The sequence below is a fragment of the Paucibacter hankyongi genome, from assembly GCF_037482915.1.
GTDB classification, from domain to species: domain Bacteria; phylum Pseudomonadota; class Gammaproteobacteria; order Burkholderiales; family Burkholderiaceae_C; genus Paucibacter_A; species Paucibacter_A hankyongi.
The window spans coordinates 34,370-54,161 of record NZ_JBBHJX010000018.1; the positions used below are offsets into that span (position 1 = coordinate 34,370).

Annotated in this window: 15 protein-coding genes and 1 tRNA gene; 10 read left to right on the plus strand and 6 right to left on the minus strand. The window is 57.6% G+C overall.

The genetic code is table 11. The features are described from left to right. The first annotated feature begins 317 nt into the window (after positions 1-317). Genes WG899_RS19535 through WG899_RS19565 form a run of 7 tightly spaced genes read left to right on the plus strand, consistent with a single transcriptional unit; the run spans position 318 to position 9,529 of the window. Positions 318-1,814 carry a type I restriction-modification system subunit M gene (locus tag WG899_RS19535; RefSeq protein WP_339597333.1) on the plus strand — a complete coding sequence of 499 codons (1,497 nt, stop codon included), beginning with the start codon at positions 318-320 and terminating at the stop codon, positions 1,812-1,814. Next, positions 1,811-2,296 (plus strand): hypothetical protein, encoded by a 486-nt coding sequence (locus WG899_RS19540; RefSeq protein WP_339597334.1) that lies wholly within the window; start codon positions 1,811-1,813, stop codon positions 2,294-2,296. Before WG899_RS19535 ends, WG899_RS19540 begins: the two co-directional genes overlap by 4 nt. Next, entirely contained in the window at positions 2,293-3,807 is a 1,515-nt protein-coding gene (locus WG899_RS19545; protein ID WP_339597335.1) for a type I restriction-modification system subunit M, read from the plus strand. The genes WG899_RS19540 and WG899_RS19545 overlap by 4 nt, the downstream gene beginning before the upstream one ends. Continuing rightward, positions 3,800-4,963 (plus strand): restriction endonuclease subunit S, encoded by a 1,164-nt coding sequence (locus tag WG899_RS19550; protein ID WP_339597336.1) that lies wholly within the window; start codon positions 3,800-3,802, stop codon positions 4,961-4,963. The genes WG899_RS19545 and WG899_RS19550 overlap by 8 nt, the downstream gene beginning before the upstream one ends. Next, positions 4,960-7,947, plus strand: a complete 2,988-nt coding sequence (locus WG899_RS19555) for a type I restriction endonuclease subunit R (protein WP_339597337.1) — start codon at positions 4,960-4,962, stop codon at positions 7,945-7,947. The genes WG899_RS19550 and WG899_RS19555 overlap by 4 nt, the downstream gene beginning before the upstream one ends. A 35-nt stretch (positions 7,948-7,982) precedes the next feature. Further along, the gene (locus WG899_RS19560; protein WP_273598405.1) at positions 7,983-8,705 is read left to right on the plus strand and encodes a HipA family kinase; all 723 of its coding nucleotides are present in this window, start codon (positions 7,983-7,985) and stop codon (positions 8,703-8,705) included. Beyond that, positions 8,702-9,529, plus strand: coding sequence for a DUF3037 domain-containing protein (locus WG899_RS19565; protein ID WP_339597338.1), 828 nt, complete (start codon positions 8,702-8,704; stop codon positions 9,527-9,529). Before WG899_RS19560 ends, WG899_RS19565 begins: the two co-directional genes overlap by 4 nt. 117 nt (positions 9,530-9,646) lie before the next feature. On the opposite strand, the gene WG899_RS19570 is transcribed toward WG899_RS19565, so the two are convergent. The 3 genes from WG899_RS19570 to WG899_RS19580 all read right to left on the minus strand — a co-directional run bounded on the left by WG899_RS19570 (position 9,647) and on the right by WG899_RS19580 (position 14,227). Further along, positions 9,647-10,555 carry an AbiJ-NTD4 domain-containing protein gene (locus tag WG899_RS19570; RefSeq protein WP_339597339.1) on the minus strand — a complete coding sequence of 303 codons (909 nt, stop codon included), beginning with the start codon at positions 10,553-10,555 and terminating at the stop codon, positions 9,647-9,649. Between the two features lie 70 nt (positions 10,556-10,625). Then, positions 10,626-12,389 (minus strand): ATP-dependent helicase, encoded by a 1,764-nt coding sequence (locus WG899_RS19575; protein WP_339597340.1) that lies wholly within the window; start codon positions 12,387-12,389, stop codon positions 10,626-10,628. Beyond that, positions 12,386-14,227 carry an ATP-dependent nuclease gene (locus WG899_RS19580; RefSeq protein ID WP_339597341.1) on the minus strand — a complete coding sequence of 614 codons (1,842 nt, stop codon included), beginning with the start codon at positions 14,225-14,227 and terminating at the stop codon, positions 12,386-12,388. The genes WG899_RS19575 and WG899_RS19580 overlap by 4 nt, the downstream gene beginning before the upstream one ends. A gap of 555 nt (positions 14,228-14,782) precedes the next feature. Here WG899_RS19580 and WG899_RS19585 point away from each other — a divergent pair. Further along, complete coding sequence (locus WG899_RS19585; RefSeq protein ID WP_339597342.1) at positions 14,783-15,478, plus strand: YuaM family protein; 696 nt, start codon at positions 14,783-14,785, stop codon at positions 15,476-15,478. A gap of 257 nt (positions 15,479-15,735) precedes the next feature. On the opposite strand, the gene WG899_RS19590 is transcribed toward WG899_RS19585, so the two are convergent. From WG899_RS19590 to ispB, 3 genes are all read right to left on the minus strand, one after another. Next, a complete protein-coding gene (locus WG899_RS19590; protein WP_339597343.1) occupies positions 15,736-17,085 on the minus strand; it encodes a tyrosine-type recombinase/integrase in 1,350 nt (449 codons plus the stop codon). Between the two features lie 497 nt (positions 17,086-17,582). Next, positions 17,583-17,659 (minus strand) — tRNA-Pro (locus WG899_RS19595). 97 nt (positions 17,660-17,756) lie between these two features. After that, positions 17,757-18,761 (minus strand): octaprenyl diphosphate synthase, encoded by a 1,005-nt coding sequence (ispB, locus tag WG899_RS19600; protein WP_339597344.1) that lies wholly within the window; start codon positions 18,759-18,761, stop codon positions 17,757-17,759. Positions 18,762-19,032: 271 nt separating this feature from the next. On the opposite strand from ispB, the gene rplU reads away from it, so the two are divergent. Together rplU and rpmA are read left to right on the plus strand one after the other, a co-directional pair. After that, complete coding sequence (gene rplU, locus WG899_RS19605) at positions 19,033-19,344, plus strand: 50S ribosomal protein L21 (RefSeq protein ID WP_263537902.1); 312 nt, start codon at positions 19,033-19,035, stop codon at positions 19,342-19,344. A gap of 42 nt (positions 19,345-19,386) precedes the next feature. Then, entirely contained in the window at positions 19,387-19,644 is a 258-nt protein-coding gene (rpmA, locus tag WG899_RS19610) for a 50S ribosomal protein L27 (RefSeq protein ID WP_339597345.1), read from the plus strand. Positions 19,645-19,792 lie beyond the last annotated feature (148 nt).

The following is a 19,792-nucleotide window of genomic DNA, read 5'->3' on the forward strand; positions in this document are numbered from 1 at the left end:
GCGATGAAGCATCTAGCGTTCTTCTAGGTCAGTGATATGTGCCTGAAAAGAACTGCATTCAAGTCAAGAAGTTATTCAGACATAGTGCTTGTTCCAAGCTATCCAACGCACATGGGAAAGGTCAAACAGGGCCCGCGAAAGGCCCAAGGGGGGCCAGCAAGCCCATCCTTCGCTGCTTCAATCCGCCAGACCCGTCCTAACGGTCAACGCGCCTGTAGACTCCTCCCCCGGGCGCGGACCATGCGGGATGTTTTTCGCAAGCCGCTCCAGCATGAAATGCTCCTCCTTGCCCGATTCAAGCCACGATACCCAGGTCCATGAGCCAATTCCCAGTCACTCTCTCCATTCTTGAAGGCCACCTCTGGGAATCAGCCAATATCCTGCGCGGCCCGGTGGACGCGGCCGACTTCAAGACCTACATCTTCCCCTTGCTGTTTTTCAAGCGCATTTGCGATGTCTGGGACGAGGAATACCAGGAGATCGTCGACGAGACCGGTGACGAGCAACTGGCTTGGTTCCCTGAGTCGCACCGCTTCCAGATCCCAGAAGACTGCCACTGGAACGACGTTCGCAGCAAGGCGAGCAATGTTGGCGCAGCCTTGCAGCGGGCCATGCGTGAGATTGAGAAGGCCAATCCGGATTCCTTGTATGGCGTGTTTGGTGATGCACAGTGGTCAAACAAAGACCGGCTGTCCGATGCGCTGCTCAAGGACTTGATCGAGCACTTCTCCAAGCTGCCGTTCGGCAACCAAAACGTTACCTCTGATCTGCTCGGTGACGCCTACGAATACCTGATCAAGAAGTTCGCGGACGCGACTAACAAAAAGGCCGGCGAGTTCTATACGCCTCGCAGCGTCGTGCGCTTGATGATCGACATGCTCGACCCTAAAGAGGCCGACACCATCTACGACCCGGCTTGCGGCACCGGCGGCATGTTGTTGTCTGCTGTGCAACACGTCAAAGAGCAGCACGGTGACACCAAGCGCTTGTGGGGCAAGCTTTTTGGTCAAGAGAAAAACCTGACCACATCCGCCATCGCCCGAATGAACTTGTTCCTGCACGGCATTGAGGACTTTCAGGTCGTGCGTGGTGACACCTTACGTAACCCCGCGTTCTTTGAAGGCGACAGGCTCGCCACCTTTGACTGCGTGCTCGCCAATCCGCCGTTTTCGCTGGAAAAGTGGGGTGAAGAGCAATGGGTCCACGATGCGTTCGGCCGCAACTTCGCCGGCCTGCCTCCATCGTCCAGCGGAGACTTCGCCTGGGTGCAGCACATGGTCAAGTCCATGGCCGAGGTGAGCGGCCGGATGGCCGTGGTGTTGCCCCAAGGCGCCTTGTTCCGCAAGGGTGCCGAGGGCAGCATTCGGCAGAAGTTGCTAGAGATGGATTTGGTGGAGGCCGTGATCGGCCTGGCGCCCAACCTGTTTTATGGCACCGGCTTGGCGGCCTGCATCTTGGTCCTGCGCAAACGCAAGCCGGCCAAGCACAAGAAGAAGGTGTTGATCGTGGATGCTTCGCGCCTTTTTCGCCGAGGCCGAGCACAGAACTACATGGAACTTGAGCATGCTGCCGAGATCTTGGGCTTCTATCGTGGCTTTGCCGATGTCCAAGATGCCGCGCGGTTGGTCACGCTTGATGAAATCAAGTCTGAAGACTGGACGCTGAACATCTCGCGTTACGTTTTGCCGCCGCTGCAAGAAGACATCCCGCCTTTGCCTGAGGCCATAGCCGCGTTCAAGGACGCGCTTAGCCGTTGCCGCGAGGCGGAAGACCACCTAGCGCGAGTCATGGAAGAAGGCGGTTGGCTGCGATGAGCACGACCTTGATCCTCATCCCGCCGGAGGACGCCTGTGTCATTGCCCGAATCAGCCGAATCTTGGCAAAGCGACTCGTACAGGGCAGCGATGTGCCAGCACGGCGGCAAACGCTGATGCGGGCACTCTTTGGTCTGCAGCGATTGCCGATGCTGATTCCCGATCTAAACATTTCGATCTCCGCCGGCCAGTGCCAGTTTCAGATCGATTCTGAGCACTGCGGCTTCGTCAGCTACACAGAAGACGGGCACACCGAGTTCCGCATCCAGTACTTCGCTGGCTCCTCGCACTGCATTGAGGGGCTTGCGACCCTAGTGGGCGAGATGAAGATCGCGGCCGCAAAGCTTCGATTGGACGCCTTTGATGAGGCGATGGAAGAGGCGGACCAACTGACCGTCGCAGACTACTCGACGCCGGGCGCAGCCGATGAGCCGCCGATCAATGACTACCTGGAATACGCACAGACGTACGACAAGCCATGAGCCGCATCACCCAACAAGAACTCGAAAGCTACCTCTGGGGCGCCGCCGTGCTGCTACGCGGCCTCATTGATGCGGGGGACTACAAGCAATTCATCTTCCCGCTGCTGTTCTACAAGCGCGTCGCGGACGTGTGGGAGGAGGAATACCAAGCAGCGCTGGGCGACTCCAGAGGCGATCTCTCCTACGCGCAGTTCGCCGAGAATCATCGTTTTCAGATCCCTGACGGTGCGCATTGGAACGATGTGCGCCAGACCCCAAAAAACGTCGGTGCAGCCATTCAGAGGGCCATGCGAGCGATCGAAACAGCCAACCCGGGCATGCTCGATGGCATCTTCGGCGACGCGGCCTGGACCAACCGCGATCGGCTGCCCGATGAAACGCTGAAAGACCTGATCGAACATTTCTCGACCCAGACACTTTCGGTGGCCAATGTACCCGAGGACGAACTCGGCAATGCCTACGAATACCTGATCAAGAAATTTGCCGACGACTCCGGCCATACAGCCGCCGAGTTCTATACCAACCGCACCGTCGTGCACTTGATGACGCAACTGCTCAGCCCCCAGGCCGGCGAGTCAATCTACGACCCTACCTGCGGCACCGGCGGCATGCTGATCTCGGCATTGGACGAGGTGAAACGCTCCGGCGGCGAGTACCGAACGCTCAAGCTTTACGGGCAGGAGCGCAACCTCATCACCTCATCTATCGCTCGAATGAATTTGTTCCTGCATGGCGTGGAAGACTTTGACATCAGCCGAGGCGACACCCTGGCCGAACCCAAGCACATCGAAGGAGACCGCCTGCGCCGGTTCGATGTGATCCTGGCCAACCCTCCGTACTCCATCAAGCAGTGGGATCGCGAGGCCTGGAGCAGCGACAAGTGGGGCCGCAATGAACTGGGTACGCCGCCGCAGGGCCGTGCCGACTACGCCTTCCAGCAGCACATCCTGACTAGCCTCACCGCCAAGGGGCGTAGTGCCGCGCTCTGGCCCCACGGTGTGCTGTTCCGTAATGAAGAACAGGCCATGCGCGCCAAGATGGTTGAGCAGGACTGGGTCGAGGCTGTCATTGGCTTGGGCCCCAACCTGTTCTACAACTCCCCGATGGAGTCGTGCATCGTTATCTGCAACCGCAAGAAGGCCGCCGCTCGCAAGGGCAAGGTGATCTTCATCGACGCGGTGAACGAGGTCACCCGGGAACGGGCGCAGAGCTTTCTGAAGCCCGAGCATCAACAGCGCATCTTGACCGCCTACAAGACCTTTGCGGATGCGCCTGGTTTCGCCAAGGTCGCCACTCTGGACGAAATCGGCGCCAATGTGGGCAACCTCTCGATCCCGCTGTACGTGAAGCGCATTGCCGCCGCCATCGCCACCGACAGCAATGGCGACGCGGTATCGCTGCGCTCTACCTGGGACCAATGGCAAACCGATGGCCGCGCGTTCTGGCAACAGATGGACGCGCTGGTGGAAACGCTGGATAGACTTATTAAGGAGGACATCGAGCGTGTCTGATAGCAAGAATTTGAAGCCAGGCTGGAAGGTCTGGCGCTTCGATCAGATGGCGACGAACGTCAATGTCCGTATCGACAACCCGTCCGAGTCGGGCATGGAGCACTACGTTGGTCTCGAACACCTGGATACCGATTCGCTGAAGATCCGCCGCTGGGGTACGCCGGACGACGTGGAAGCCACCAAGCTGATGTTCAAGAAAGGAGACATCATTTTTGGGCGCCGTCGGGCTTACCAGCGCAAACTCGGTGTTGCCGAGTTTGATGGCATTTGCTCGGCCCATGCGATGGTGCTGCGCGCCAAGCCTGAAGTCGTGCTTCCAGAATTTCTACCGTTCTTTATGCAGAGTGATCTGTTTATGCAACGAGCGGTGGAAATATCGGTTGGCTCACTGTCGCCCACGATTAACTGGAAAACAATGGCAGTTCAGGAGTTCCTGCTACCGCCGATTGATGAACAGTTAAGGCTTGTTAGCCTGCTTCGAGCAGTCGAGCTAACCAGTGAGTCGCATCAGGAGGTTGGCGGATTTTCCGACCAGCTTGTTCGTGCATTACTTGCTGACGTAATGAGCCGAGAGTGGCCAGTTGTCGACCTTGGCTCAGTCGTTCAGGGGACCCAGTACGGCCTTTCAATCAACGCCGGATCGGACGGTCAGTATCCGATGCTGCGAATGATGAATATCGAAGATGGGCTCTGCGTCGAAAATGACATCAAGTATGTAGACCTCAGCGAGAAAGACTTCGAAACCTATCGGCTGGTCGACGGAGATGTGCTTTTCAACCGGACCAATAGCTATGAATTGGTTGGTCGAACAGGGGTGTACGAACTCAAGGGCGATCACGTCTTTGCTTCGTACCTTGTGCGGATCAAGACGGCCCCTGAAAAGCTGGAGCCGAAGTTCCTCACGCTTTACCTGAACTCTGATTTCGGGCGTCGACAAGTTCTTGCATACGCGACGAAAGCGGTAAGCCAGGCGAACGTGAACGCCAGTAACTTACTCCGTGTTCGTCTGCCTTTGCCGCCCTTGGAGGTGCAGAAGCAGCTGCTGGAGGAGATTGCGTGCGCGAAGTCCGCGGAAAGAGCAGCGATGGTGCGCCGCTCTTCCGCAGAGGGGATCAAGAAGCAGTTGCTGGCAGAAATTGCGGGGGAAGCAGAGTGAGCTCTTTCAACGAATCAAATACCGTCGAAGCCTACGTGCGTGACCTGCTCGCCGGTCCCATTGAGGCCGTCCCTGCCAGCACCGTCCAGGAACCTCAAGCCAGCTACGGTCCCAGCCCCAAAGGCATCGGCTGGCGCTACGCTGCTCCGTCTGAGGTGCGGCGCCAGATTCAGGAAGTGCTGGTCGAGCCGTGGCTGCGCGATGCGCTGATTCGGCTGAACCCGGAGATTGCCTCTCAGCCCGACCGCGCCGATGAAGTGCTCTACAAGTTGCGCGCCATCGTGCTGTCGGTGCGCTCGGATGGTCTGATCCGCGCCAACGAGGAAATGACCGCCTGGATGCGTGGCGAGCGCTCGATGCCCTTCGGCCTGAACAACGAGCATGTGCCGGTGCGGTTGATCGACCTGGACGACTTGACACAGAACCAGTACATCGTCACCCAACAGTTCATCTACCGCGCCGGCCCCACCGAGCGCCGTGCCGACCTGGTGCTGTTGGTCAACGGCCTGCCGCTGGTGCTGATCGAGGCCAAGACGCCGGTCAAGAAATGCATCAGCTGGGTCGATGGCGCGGTGCAGGTGCACGACGACTACGAGAAGTTCGTACCGGAGCTGTTCGTCTGCAACGTGTTCTCGGTGGCCACCGAAGGCAAGGCTTACCACTACGGGTCCATCGGCCTGCCGGTCAAGGATTGGGGACCGTGGCATCTGGATGGTGGCGATGCACAGCATCATCCGCTGAAGTCGCTCAAGCTTTCGGCCGAGAGCATGTTGCGCCCAAATGTGGTGTTAGACATCCTCGGCAGCTTCACCTTGTTCGCCACGGACAAGAAAAAGCGCCGTATCAAGATCATCTGCCGCTATCAGCAATATGAGGCGGCCAACAAGCTGGTGGAACGCGTGCTGGCGGGCTACCCCAAGAAGGGTCTGATCTGGCACTTCCAAGGTTCGGGCAAGTCGCTGCTGATGGTGTTTGCTGCGCAGAAGCTGCGCATGCATGCCGGCCTGAAGAACCCTACGGTGCTGATTGTGGTGGACCGCATTGATCTCGACAGCCAGATTACCGGCACCTTCACCGGGGCGGATATTCCCAATCTGGAAAAGGCCGACAGCCGCGAGAAGCTGCAGCAACTGCTGGCGCAAGATGTGCGCAAGATCATCATCACGACGATCTTCAAGTTTGGCGAGGCCACGGGCTGCCTGAACGACCGCAGCAACATCATCGCCCTGGTGGATGAAGCCCACCGCACGCAGGAAGGCGACTTGGGCCGCAAGATGCGCGAGGCCTTACCGAATGCGTTTTTGTTTGGCCTGACGGGCACGCCGATCAACCGCGCCGACCGCAACACCTTTTATGCTTTTGGTGCCGACGAGGACGAAAAAGGTTACATGAGCCGATACGGCTTCGAGGAGTCGATCCGTGACGGCGCCACCTTGAAGCTGCACTTCGAGCCGCGCTTGATCGATTTGCACATCGACAAGGTCGCGCTGGATGCCGCCTACAAGGATTTGACCGGTGGCCTGTCAGACCTGGACAAGGACAACTTAGCCAAGACCGCCGCCAAAATGGCCGTGCTGGTGAAGACACCCGAGCGGGTGCGCAAGGTGTGTGAAGACATCGTCCAGCACTTCACGACCAAGGTGGAGCCCAACGGTTTCAAAGGGCAGATCGTCACTTTTGATCGCCAGTCCTGCTTGTTGTTCAAGGCCGAACTGGACAAGCTGTTGCCGCCGGAAGCCTCGGACATTGTGATGTCGGTGCAGGCATCCGATAAGAAAGAGCATCCTGAGTATTCGGTCTTTGAACGTTCACGAGATGCGGAAGAGCGGCTGTTGGACCGCTTTCGCGACCCGGCTGACCCGCTGAAGCTGATCATCGTCACCGCTAAGCTGCTGACCGGCTTTGACGCGCCCATTTTGCAGGCCATGTACTTGGACAAGCCGCTGCGTGACCACACGCTGCTGCAAGCCATCTGCCGGGTGAATCGCACCTATTCCGAGCAGAAAACCCATGGTTTGATCGTCGACTACCTCGGCATCTTCGATGACGTGGCGGCAGCGTTGGAGTTTGATGACGAAAGCGTCAGGCAGGTGGTCAGCAACATCCAAGAGTTGAAGGACAAGCTGCCAGAGGCGATGCAAAAGTGCCTGGCCTTCTTCCACGGTTGTGACCGCGCCCAACAAGGCTATGAAGGCCTCATTGCCGCGCAACAGTGCCTGCCCAACAACGAGGTGCGCGACAACTTTGCCACCGAGTTCAGCCTACTGAACAAAATATGGGAAGCCTTGTCACCAGACACGGTGCTTGGACCCTTTGAGAAGGATTACAAGTGGCTGTCACAGGTGTATCAATCGGTGCAGCCCTCCAGTGGCCACGGCAAGCTGATCTGGCATTCGCTCGGCGCCAAGACGATTGAGCTGATTCACCAGAACGTGCATGTGGACGCGGTTCGCGATGACCTCGACACCTTGGTGCTGGATGCCGACCTGCTGGAGGCAGTTCTTTCGAACCCTGATCCGAAGAAGGCCAAGGAAATCGAAATCAAGCTCAAGCGCCGGCTGCGCGGGCATGGCGGCAATCCCAAGTTCAAGAAGCTGTCTGAGCGGCTGGACGCGCTGAAGGACCGGTTTGAGTCGGGGCAGATCAATAGCGTGGAGTTTTTGAAGACTTTGCTGGAGATCGCCAAGGAGACGCTGCAGGCCGAAAAAGAGATACCGCCCGAAGAAGATGAAGATCGCGGCAAGTCGGCGCTGACCGAGCTGTTTAATGAGGTCAAAACGGCCGAAGTGCCGATCATGGTTGAGCGCGTGGTGGCGGACATCGACGAGATCGTGCGTCTGGTCCGTTTCCCCGGGTGGCAGAGCACGCAGGCCGGCGAGCGCGAGGTGAAGAAGGCGCTGCGCAAGGCACTCTTTAAGTACAAGCTGCACGCGGATGAGGAGCTGTTTGAGAAGGCGTATCAGTACATCAAGCAGTATTACTGATCGGCCACGCACGAGAACTCAGGGACTCAGACAAGATGGCCATACAGATCGTTGAAATCATCGGTCCTAGTGATCAAGGGAGAAGTCGCCCCTACCGTTGTCGCGCAGAAGACGGTGAAATCTACTTCGTCAAGGGCAGGCAAACAAACCGCTCCAGCCTATGGAACGAGTGGATATGCGCCCATTTGGCTCAAGCTTTTGGCTTAGCCGTGCCTCCTTTTGGCATTCTCGACGTCAGCCCTGAACTGCTTGCCGAGACGCCTTTGGGCTGGCGGGAGATAGGCGAAGGGCCGGCCTTTGGCTCAATGCTTCATGCCAGCGCGGCCTGGCTGGAGCCCAGCATGGCGGCCAACGTGCCGATTGCCTCGCAGCGTGATGTTCTTGTGTTTGATTGGTGGGTGCGAAATTGCGACCGCCAAATTGGGAATACAAATCTTCTCTGGGATGCCGGGGCCAAGAAGCTCGTCGTGATTGACCACAATTTGGCTTTTGACCCTGACTTTTCAGCGGCAGACTTCATAGAACAACACATCTTTGCGCCGCAATGGGCTCAAATCAGCGCAGACTTGGTGCTGCAGGCAGAATATTCCACGCGTTTGAGTGCGGCCTTGGAACTGGCTGCTCCAGCCTGCGAGAATGCACCTCCCGAGTGGGGGTGGATGAACCCAGAAATGGATCTTCGCGCCAACTTTGACTTAGAAAACATCTTCGCAACCTTAGCTCGTTGTGCGAGCCCTGAACTATGGAGGACGGTATGAAAAAGTTTGCTTGCCGCTATGCCATCGTTCAGTTCCTGCCCTACAGCGAGACAGGTGAATTTGCCAATGTCGGCTTGGTGTTGACTTGTCCAACCACTGGCTTCTTCGAATTCAAGCTGGAGATTCGCAAGTACGGGCGTGTTACCGGATTCTTCGACGAGCTACCCGCTGATGTCTATCGCACTGCGATGAAGTTGATGGAGGGGGAGCTGACACGCGTTCGCGGCTTGGTTCGTGAACAGCCCAGCGGGCCGCACCGTGCAGACCAAATCCGAGCTTTGCTAGACGGGCTTGCACATCCTCGCGAAGCCATTGTGCGGTTCGGCGCAATACGCCCTGTGCTCACGGATGATCCGCAGGCAGAGCTGGGCAAGTTGTTCGAGTACTACGTAGATCGTTCATTTGCGACACCGGAGTACGTCGAGCACAGCATTGCCAAGCGCCTGCATGGTCTGATTGCTGGCCTGCACTTGAGCGCGCCGTTCAAGGCTGAACGCATCGGTGACGATCAGATTCACGCCAATTTCCCGCTGGTACAGCGTCAGCATGACCAGGTTGCCAAGGTGATCAAGCCTTTCAACCTGGCTCAGAGCGAAGCCAACGGAATCTTCGATCATGGTGATGCCTGGTTGCAAAAAATCCGTCGATTGCGCAAGCGGCAATTGCTGCCGCGTGACGTGCTGTTTGCGGTTGCGGTACCACCTGTCGCTGACACCAAACGCTTCTCGGCCTATCAAGAAATCTGTGGCGAATTGCGTATGGAGGATGTGCAGGTCGTAGAGCAGGGCGCTGAATCCGTCATTTTGGATTTCGCTGCGCGTTGATTGCAAGGGCTGGCCATAGCTGGTCAATGCGCCGGGTGGCATTGAGCAAGCTGTTCGCCATGTCTTCAAGCAGGCGGACCCCCGGTTGACTCACCATCTCTTCCCGCAGACTGCTTACTATGCTTTCTTGAGCATGAGTTGAATCATTGCGAACAGGCGGTGGAAAAGGTAGTCGACCTGATCCGTATCGATCACCGGCACTTGGTTTACCTCAGAGTGGCGAATCAGGTGGCTATTTCCGATGGAGGTGAGTTCAAGGGCTTCTACCTCCAGTCTTGCTCGCAATGGCGACTCGCTAGCCATTGCATCCAGTGATATCTTCACAGAGCGCTTTTTGTCGTTCGGGTCCGCCAACGACTTTAGACGTTCCCATGCATCCCAAAGGCGCTCTAGCGCTTCTCGGCGCACCAGTGGGCTGGGATCGGCGAATTTCGTGCGGCACTCCTCGAGCATGTTGTCTAAGGTCCGATCGCCGCTGTCAAAGGCGGCGCGGGTTAACGCCTCGCCAAGTACGGGCGGCATTACGCGCACAAAGTGTCCGTTAATGAGCATCTCATAGGCCACACCGTTTCGAGCGAACAATCGGTTGACCGTCGCCCGGAAGTCTTCCTGGCCAGCCGCCTGATCAAAGCTTAGGTGGTGGTGGCCGAAGTACTCATGGAACTTACCCGGAAGAGGCTTCGCTGCCGCCGCGTAGACAAACTCAATGAAATCTAGGATTAGCAGGGTTTCAGGAGCGAAAGGTTCCTGCTGCGCAAAGAACCCGCCCTTGTCATTGCGGCGAGTCGTTTCGAGCGGCCAAGCCAGTCCGGGCATCTCAGCCGCAACGGTTGCCGTGAGCGAGGTCGTGTCACAGCCGCAGATCGCCTGTCCGTCCGGGCAGCGTTCGGGAAAGCGAAACCCGAACGCACCACTGTTCAGCATGCCCTGCACAAGGGCCACGATGCCCGCCCATACAACTGGAGAGATTGTCGTCTCGGTGCGAGCACGCGGTCCATTCTCTCGGTCGCTGAAGTAGTCATGCATGGACGTGATTCCGTCGCAGACTGCGGTTTGTTGTAGACATCCGCCAGTCGGTCGTCCAATGGCGGTTCATCTAGGTGGCCTCCCGAATTGCCGTGATCAGAGGCGACTCGTTCGAGTCGAACATCAGGTGTACCTGGGTTTTAGCGCGCGTGACCCCGACATAGAACAAACGCGCGGCTTCATCGAGTTGCTCTTCTGTATTGTCGTAGGTGCTTGGGAACACGCCGGCCTCCAACCCCATCATGATGACCGCTTGGAACTCCAGACCCTTGGAGCTATGCAGCGTCATGAGGTTTATCTGATCAGGACTTCTGCCCTGGTTGCCAAAGATTTCCACGGTGAAGGAGTGCAACGGTCCGCCGCGTGCCGCTGCCTTACAGAGATCATCGAGATTGTCCATTTCGTCGGCCAGCCCCGGCTCTGCGAGGAGCACCTCGTCGAGTACAGCTTCACGCAGGGATTGAAGCCACTCGTGTAGTGGCAGGGCTCCGTCTCTTAGGCCGAACAGAGCCGAAATCAGTAGCTTGCGCTCAGCAAACTGCTCAGATGTGATGCGAAGAGAGCGGCGCATCCGACGCCAATCTTTAAGCAACTTGGAGAGCTGCACCTCTCCGCTTTCCCATCCGCCGGCGCACCATTGCGCGGTCGAAGTCAGCCACTCAGTTAGTCGCGTGCGCTTGATCGGCGAGCCATTGTCCAAACGGAAATACCGCATGCCCAGACGATCTGCAACTTGCGCGATTGGTGTGCCTTCTTTCATGGATCGGTACAACAGTGCAATTTCTCCCGCCGCCCAGGCTGGATTGGCCTTTAGCAACGAGGGCACCAGTTGGCCCAATGCGAACTCTGCCTGGCCCTGCAAGTTGCGCTTTAGGGGGTGGATGTGGATCTCACCCTTACGGCCGTCATGCGAACGGAAGTCCGAGGGATCGGGCAGCAAGCTTTTCGAGGCAGCAATGATTTTGTCTGCACATCGGTAATTCAGCTTGAGCGTGATAGCTTGCATGCCGCGCATACGGGCCAGTGCTTTTAGCAACGCTGGCTTGGCGCCAGTGAAGCCGTAGATCGACTGGTCGGGATCTCCCACGGCGATGACGCGCACTCCCGCCCGAATCAGTGCCAGTACGATGCGGTGAAGCGGCAGGCCCAGGTCCTGATACTCATCGACGACGACGACCGGATACTTTGCCCGGATGGCCCGGCGCACCCATTCATGCGTTTCGACCAGGGCTAGGCCTGCGAGAACCAATCCGTCGAAGTCGATCAGACCGTTGTCTTTCAGCAATGCTTCGTAGGCTTCGATGACCGCTGTTTCCCCGCCTGGCCAGTTGCGCCATTCATCGCTGGCTCGGTCCGGAACGGTGCGGCGCAGCTTGTCCGACGCCGTGCGAAACCAGTTGGGCGGGTTACTTGCGAGCTTCGATCGGTAGGCCTCGGTGAAGAGCTGGCGGGCCTGAGCGGGCGACGCCACCACCAAGGGATCCGGCGCGTCCATACCGGCCATTCCGGCATACGGCAGAACCAGCTCCGTTAGGCAGAACGAATGGACGGTCGAGAGTTGCAGTCGGTCGCCGTCGTCGATGCCGAGCCGATTTAGTCTGGCCCGCAGTTCCCCTACGCAGGCATTGCTGTAGGTGATGCAAGCAATTCGCCGGGGTCGATGGACATCCTCGGCTAACAATTGGGCGATCTTGACCGTAACGGTCTTGGTCTTTCCGCTGCCGGGGCCCGCGAGAATGGCGCAATTACCGGTGGCTGCGTAGGCAGCCCACTGGTCCGGGTTGTCGCGAAGATCCTCTGCGGCCGCCGCATAAGGCGGAGTGGCAGCGCTCATTTCAGCTTGCCCTGCAGATATTTCAGCGCAGAACGGATGTAAGGAGGACACACGTCTATTTTGTCCGCCACCAGCGTGGCTGCCAGCCGCTGAGCAACGCGTCCTTTACCGATCGAGTCGATGTCCTTGAGGAACGGCTTTGACTTCAGAGTAGCTGGATCCGCTGCAAGCGCGGCGAAGCGCTTGTGCATGGCCTTGTTCGTCGTCAGGGTCTTGATTGCCTTGGAGAACTGATTCTCCGAACCTGCCTTGAACAGATCAATCTCGAAAGTGAAATTGTTGAGGAAGATTCCATGGGCGGGAGCCAAGGCCAGTATCTCCTCGAAGCTGCTCTTGTCCCTGAGCTCTTTTGGAAGCAAATGCTTCATGATTTGATTGACGACGCGATTCTTGCCGTAGCTGTCATCCACACCCACCGATTCGGGATCGTCGTCCTCCTGGCTCACCTCGGCGCCCTTCGGGTCATAGTCGGTCAGCACGACGAAGGGGATGCCCAGCCCCTTGGGGCCAAGCAACTTCACATAAGGCGCGAAGTTCGTGCCGGCAATTGCGCACACGGAAATTCCAAGCGCGTCCAGGTCGATGGTCTTGTCGTATAAGTTGGCTAGCGTCGGTAAAAGGAAACGCTCTGCGTCGCCCTCAACAAGGATGACGCCCTTGGAGAAGAACAACTCCCCGCGGGTGACATCGAGATAGCGCTCCAGGTCCTCACGGTCAGCGTCCGCGAGCCTGATGCGCTTGAGCGATCGTGCGACGGTATGGCCCTCGCCTGCGACATGGCGAAGCACCACGATGTCCGACAGCCGTGCCACGCTGGCCACGTTGGGCGAATGAGTGGTCAGCAGGATGCTCCGGGCCTCTGTGTCGTCGTTCGCTTCATCGCGCACCTTCAGGTAGTTGCGATAGATCAGGCGTTGCAAATGCGGATGCAGATGGGCCTCAGGCTCCTCTATGGCGAGAAAGGTGTGTTGCCGCTCTCCCTCGTCGACAAGAAACTGGAGTTCGAGATGCTTCAGAGCAAGGTACAGCACGTTGGCTGAACCTAGGCTTGCTTCCGCGACACCCCGTTTGCCGCCGTCTATCATCATCTGCAATGCCCGAAGCATCCGCTCGGGATCGGTCGGGGAGAAGCCCAGGGCAGTCTCGATTGCGTGCTGGGGACCAACCATTAATTTGAGTTGCCCGTTGACCTGTGCCACGACTTCGGCAAGCTCAGGAAGCGCCGCAATCTTCGATGTCGTTGCGTGGGCTTCTCCTGCGATCTCGCTTAGGGCATCCTCGTCCACGGTCTTGGCCGCTCGGTCGAGCAATGGCCGCAGAGGGGAGCGCGTCCAACGTGCGAGATCCGACTCAGCATCGCGTAGCGCGGGGAATAGATCCATCGGCATCCAGCGCCGTACATCGTAGCCAATCGTGTTGTCCGGGCGTTCGCCGCCGAACAGAATGAACTCGTAGTCCGCTTCGCTACGCGGTGCACGTTCGAGTCCGGCGACCGGTTGGTAACGATATGTGATTCGAGCCACCATCGGGTCCGGCTGCACGAGGTGATCCGCGAGTACGGCCAGCAGTTCCTCTTGGCTCTCAAAGTCGCTGAGCTCGATCGATACTTCGATTACGTCCTCTGTCTTCAGTGGGCGGGGCAGGCCATCCCAAAAATCGTCTAGACGCAGCCTTCGGGCCGCGTCCGGCACCGAAGGGTCCAGGATAAGCCTCAGGGCGAACAACAGGTTGGTCTTGCCGACTTTGTTTTCGCCCAGCATGACCGCATGCTGCCCGAGTGCAACGTCGAGGGATTTGAAGTTCCTGAAGTTCTTGACAATGATCCGGCTTAATCGCACGGTGATCCCCCCATGTTTCCCCGTCGCTCCCTAGAGAGGATCGAGTGTTAGTTGAAACAGAGTGTAGCTGGCGGGTGCTGGACGAACGGCGGATACGTGAAGTAGCAAAAATGACTGATGACTTCTGGTGCTCGGTCCAGAAAGTGCCAGTTTGACGTCTGTCGACGGTCGTCATATGCGGGGGGGGGGATTTGGATGCCGGTGAACCCTCCTTGGTTTTTTGCTGGTGAGCTGGTTCACGCGGTGTTCTGCTGGCTGATGGCATAAGGCCCGGTCTGATCTTTCGATCAGCCGGGCCTCTGCGTGTGAGGGAGAGCATTGGTGGGCATGCTGCAAGCCGGTGAAGCTTGTCGCGCCTGTCCAGGTCAGTGATATGGGGCTGAAAGTAGCTTCAATCGAGGAGAGATGACGGGCCGCAAAATCACAGGTAGCCGCCCATCGCGCAGGAAACCAAGGTTGTTGCAATTTTTAGCCACTGCCATTTGAGTTGGTTGTGGCTCACGCTATGAGCTATCTGCGCGACAGACTACGCGCGTCATCAACTACAGCGCATCTATGAAAACCAGCACGGCCCTTCAGAAGCAAGCTTCCGATGCGATTGATCAACTAGAGCGCCTCAAATGCAAGCACGCTGATTCGACTTCCAGCCGTTTTGAGCAAGTGTGTAATTTAGCGTCGAGTCGGCTACTGATTTTTTCGGGGAGCTTCTTCCTCTTACTTTGCCTCGTCGGCCTGACCTTGCAATCCGGCCAAGTGCTGCCGAATTGGGGTAAGTGGGCAGTCCTGATCCTGAGTGGGATTGTTCTGGCGTCGGCAGTTGTTGCTGTTGTGTTGCAAGTGCTTTCGGTCCTTGCATTCGCTGTTCTATATCGCCGCGGAGCGCCTAAGCTTCGAACAACCCAGTTTGCGCATGACGCGGCCAATGCAATAACTATTGCGAACGTACCTGTAGATGCGCTTGATATTGCTGACGATTGGTTAGCCCAGAAGATTCGAAGAATCGAGCGACGTCTTTCGTTCTTTTTTGGCGGAGCAGACAAGGTCGCTTTGTTTGCCCTCGTAGGCATCTGCTGGACGGTCAGAAAAGAAGTTCTGTCGAGTTCAACCATTGCATCCATTCCAACCCTCGTTGTGTATGGATTGGCTGTGCTTGCAGGTATGACTATTGGAGGGGTAGGGCTTCGAATGATTGCAGACCGCCTTGCCTACCAACGCGAAGTCATTGCGCTTGCAAAGAGACTTGCGAACTGAACAATCCAGCTCTTTCGCCTATACATATCCAACAGGATTGTTGACGCCGAACTCCACCTTTGGCTTATCGCGAGGATCCTCCGGATGCGCTGGAAGCAGCCCATTGGCTTAGGCCTCGCTTTCGAGTGCGCGTGCCAGGGGGTTGCTCCGCAACTTCTCACAGTTAGTTTGTGCGCGGCGCCCTTCGTGCCAGGATGCTCGTCGGGCCATCGGCTTGGACATCTTGTGCCACGGATGGGGATGACGGCTTGGACAGCTTATTGGTGATTGTTCTGTGCCGGCAAGATAACTGCTTGTTCAAGCATCCAGCTTTCAATCTGATCATGCCATTTGCGCAGTAGATCCAGTGGGCGCCGGCGGTAGTGTTTCTCTGCAATCGCCGAGGGTTTGTGCCCCTGGATCTGTGCGACGACCCCTACCGGTACCTCGCACCATTCGGACAGCGTGCCGAAAGAGCGGCGCAAACCATGCAGCGTAATGTGGGGCAAACCAGCTTCGTCCAGTGCCTTCACGTGAGCAATTCGAGGCTCGGCGATCTTGCCGTCGGCCGAGGTTAGGCTCGGAAATACCCAAGGTGAAGGTGTCCAGTCGATGCCACGTTTAGCAAGTTTGGCCAGCCTACGCTTGGTCGGCGGAGTGCCGTTTTCTTGCTTCAACTGTACGAGGAGACTCGAAAGATAGGGGGGGATCGGGATGGTTCTGCCACCTGTACCCTCGACTTTGTCGTCCAGTGTGACGCTACGCCACTTCAGATCAACATCCTCCCAACGTACGGCCGCCCACTCCTCGCGCCGCGCTCCAGTAATCAGCAGCCCCTGCAGATAGACCGAGTGCACCACGTTCGAAATATTGCGCACGGCTGAGAACCATGAAGCCAGTTGCTCTCGCTGAAGGGAGTCCCCTTCCTTGGCTCGGACCCGAGGGACAGCGTCCCTGACGTCTCGTGCCTTGTAGGCATCATCAGGAATGACACCTTTGTAGGCAGGCGTGTCAGCGCACCAGCGCACGAACGCCCGCAGCAAGCGGTACGACAGTGCCGCCATAGTTGGCCGGTCGGCTGCTTCCCCAGTCAGCCAAACACTGACGCGCTCGCTTGTCAGCTCCGAGAGCTTGAGCGGGCGCAGCTCCGCTAGCGGCCCAGGCTGTGTCAACCCCGTTCCTCGCTTCTTGGGTTGGCCGCCGTTGTCAGCATGACGCTTGTGGTCACGGTAGTGCAAGTCGCTCCAGACCGGCTTGCGAGCTTCTACATACTCGTCCCAGGTTTCGCCGAAGGTGGCGTCGCGGCGTTTGGCTTCGGCCTGTCGGGCTACGTGCGCAGCCTGGAGCTCAGCTCGTTGCTCGCGCGGGTCGATGCCGTTATCAATAAGGCCCCGGAGTCGATTTGCTTCAGTACGAGCTTTGCCGAGGTCCCACGTCCTGGTGTTGCCGATAGTCGTCCGAACCGTCTTGCCGAAGAGCCTGGCTTCAAAGATGTAGGCACATACACCCGAAGAGGTGACGCGGGCGCCGAAACCAGGTGTCTTGGCGTCCCAGTAGATGGTTTGTTGCTTACCCGGTTCACATGTGAAGGTCGCGACACGTGCGACCGTAAATCCTTGCTTCGTCATCTATCTCTTTCCCGGACGTCCTATGAGGCGTGTGTAGGCGACATGTAGGCGGCATGTAGGCGACATGTAGGCAAATTGTAGGAGTCTGGATCCATCCGGGTCAATGACAAAACTTGGTGCTTGTCATGGGAAAATATTTAAAATCAACAACTTAGAAATATGGTTCTGTTCCAATCAACATGGATCAATGAGCTGGTTGTTGGGACTCATAATCCTTTGGTCATAGGTTCAAGTCCTATACGGCCTACCAAACAAACCAAGTATCCATGTGGGTTTCAGTCGCTTCCCGTCTTCTCCGTGGGGCGTTGGACTTGGCTGTTTTGATCGGGTGCCAGTTGGGTGCCAGTATTTTCTGGATTGCCGAACCTAGAAGACTATTCGGTCACGGGAGTACCCCGAATTCATGGCCTGCCACGCATCGGTCGATGCTGGGCTCAGAAACGACAAAGCCCCAGTGCATGGGGCTTCGTTTTGCTTTTGCATTGCAAGGGAATTTCTGGTCGGGGTGAGAGGATTCGAACCTCCGGCCTCCACGTCCCGAACGTGGCGCGCTACCAGACTACGCTACACCCCGAATATCGAGCTAAGCCGTTGATGGCTTAGCTCGGCTTGTGCAGTTAGGTAACTTGGCGCTACCGTTGCTGACTACATCCGTTGCCGCTGACCGCCTCTTAGAAGGAGCGCTCAACCGACTGAGCCGCAAATTCTAGCAGAGATTCGCGCCACTTGCTGGGAGGCAGGAGCTTCAGGCAGTCTTTGGCAAGTTGTGCTTCGGCGCGAGCAGCTTCGCGTGTGGCCTCAAGGGCGCCGGTCGCGCGAACGATTTCAACGATTTCATTCAGACGCTCAAGTTCGCCATGTTCAATCGCGTGCCGTATCAGTAGACGTTGCTCGTTAGTGCCTCGTTCCATGGCGATCAACAAGGGAAGCGTGGTTTTGCCTTCACGCAGGTCATCGCCGACGTTTTTGCCTAGCGCGTGGCTATCGCCTTCGTAGTCCAGAACGTCGTCGATCAGTTGGAAAGCGGTACCCATGGCGCGACCATAGCCAGCGCAAGCTTCTTCGACTTCGGTCGTGCTGTTGGCGAGCACGGCGCCTAGGCGGGCGCTGGCTTCAAAGAGCTTGGCGGTCTTGAAGCGAATCACGCGCAAATAGCTGTCGACCGAGATGTCTGGGTCGCGCATATTCATCAGCTGCAGCACCTCGCCCTCGGCGATCACATTGGTGGCTTCGGCCAACACTTCAAGCACTCGCATGCGATTCACGGACACCATCATCTGGAAGGCGCGCGAATACAGGAAGTCGCCGACCAGCACGCTGGCTGCATTGCCAAACAAGGCATTGGCCGTTTGCTTGCCGCGACGGAGTGAGGACTCGTCCACGACATCGTCGTGCAGCAGGGTGGCGGTGTGGATGAATTCGACAACGGCGGCCAGTTCAAAGCGCTGCTCGCCCTTGAATTCGAGTGCGTTGGCAAACAAGAGCACCAGCTTGGGGCGCATGCGCTTGCCGCCCGCATGCACGATGTAGCCGGCGATCTGATTGATCAGGGCAACATCCGACTTGAGGCGACGGGCAATGACGGCGTCGACTTCAAGCATTTCTGCTGAAAGCTGGGCAAGGGCCTCGCTGACGCTGGACTGGGTAGAGGGGGGCGAAGCAGAAGCGGCGTGCACTCTCGGCTCTCTTTTGAACGAAGCGTTGATTATAGGAATAGCCCGCTAGCCTAAGCGATCGGCTCAGGGGTGAAGCTGCGGCGGTGTAGCGCTCTGTCTCAAGTGGATGCCCGGGACTTGGCGTTTTCCAGTAGGCATGCTAACATCGCGGGCTCTGCGCTCTACTGCTGCGGAGTTGAGGCCCGTTTTGGCCGAGACTATTGAGAGCTTCGTCAAGGAGCCGCGAGAGTTTCGGTGGACTGAACGGGTTGGTTTAATTGAAAGGGCTGATATGTACGCGGTCATAAAAACCGGCGGCAAGCAATACAAAGTTGCTGCTGGCGAAAAGATCAAGATAGAACAGATTGCTGCGGATGTTGGCCAAGAGATTGTGATCGACCAAGTTCTCGCCGTTGGTAGCGGCGCTGATCTGAAGGTTGGCACTCCCTTGGTTGCTGGCGCAAGCGTCAATGCCACTGTTGTGGCTCACGGTAAGCACGACAAAGTGCGCATCTTCAAGTTGCGTCGTCGTAAGCACTACAAGAAGAGTCAAGGCCATCGCCAGACGTATACCGAGCTGTTGATCAGCACGGTGAACGGCTGATCGAGAGTCGGCTTCTTCGCCAACAGTTCAAGGAGATAATCCATGGCACAGAAAAAGGGCGGCGGTTCAACACGAAACGGCCGCGACTCCAAACCTAAGATGCTCGGTGTGAAGGCCTTCGGCGGCCAGACCATCTCTGCAGGTTCCATCATCGTGCGCCAGCGCGGTACCAAGTTCCATCCCGGCACCAATGTCGGTATCGGCAAGGACCACACGCTGTTCGCCCTGGTTGACGGCCAAGTGTCGTTCGCCGTCAAGGGTGAAAAGAGCCGTCAGACGGTCTTCGTGACCGCGATCTGATCGCCGATGTACACCGCAGGCGGAGGGCAGCAGCCGACCGCCTGCAATAGGTGAACAAAAAGCCCCGGCTCGCTGGGGCTTTTGCTTTTTCAGGCTGCAGCAAAGCTGGTCGTTCCCGTTTGGGCTGACCGAGGGCTTTGCCTTAACA

Coding starts and splice junctions, on each gene's coding strand:
- WG899_RS19535 (WP_339597333.1), top strand. CDS start 318: ATGAGCCAATTCCCAGTCACTCTCTCCATTCTTGAAGGCCACCTCTGG.
- WG899_RS19540 (WP_339597334.1), top strand. CDS start 1,811: ATGAGCACGACCTTGATCCTCATCCCGCCGGAGGACGCCTGTGTCATT.
- WG899_RS19545 (WP_339597335.1), top strand. CDS start 2,293: ATGAGCCGCATCACCCAACAAGAACTCGAAAGCTACCTCTGGGGCGCC.
- WG899_RS19560 (WP_273598405.1), top strand. CDS start 7,983: ATGGCCATACAGATCGTTGAAATCATCGGTCCTAGTGATCAAGGGAGA.
- WG899_RS19565 (WP_339597338.1), top strand. CDS start 8,702: ATGAAAAAGTTTGCTTGCCGCTATGCCATCGTTCAGTTCCTGCCCTAC.
- WG899_RS19570 (WP_339597339.1), bottom strand. CDS start 10,555: ATGCATGACTACTTCAGCGACCGAGAGAATGGACCGCGTGCTCGCACC.
- WG899_RS19575 (WP_339597340.1), bottom strand. CDS start 12,389: ATGAGCGCTGCCACTCCGCCTTATGCGGCGGCCGCAGAGGATCTTCGC.
- WG899_RS19585 (WP_339597342.1), top strand. CDS start 14,783: ATGAAAACCAGCACGGCCCTTCAGAAGCAAGCTTCCGATGCGATTGAT.
- WG899_RS19590 (WP_339597343.1), bottom strand. CDS start 17,085: ATGACGAAGCAAGGATTTACGGTCGCACGTGTCGCGACCTTCACATGT.
- rplU (WP_263537902.1), top strand. CDS start 19,033: ATGTACGCGGTCATAAAAACCGGCGGCAAGCAATACAAAGTTGCTGCT.
- rpmA (WP_339597345.1), top strand. CDS start 19,387: ATGGCACAGAAAAAGGGCGGCGGTTCAACACGAAACGGCCGCGACTCC.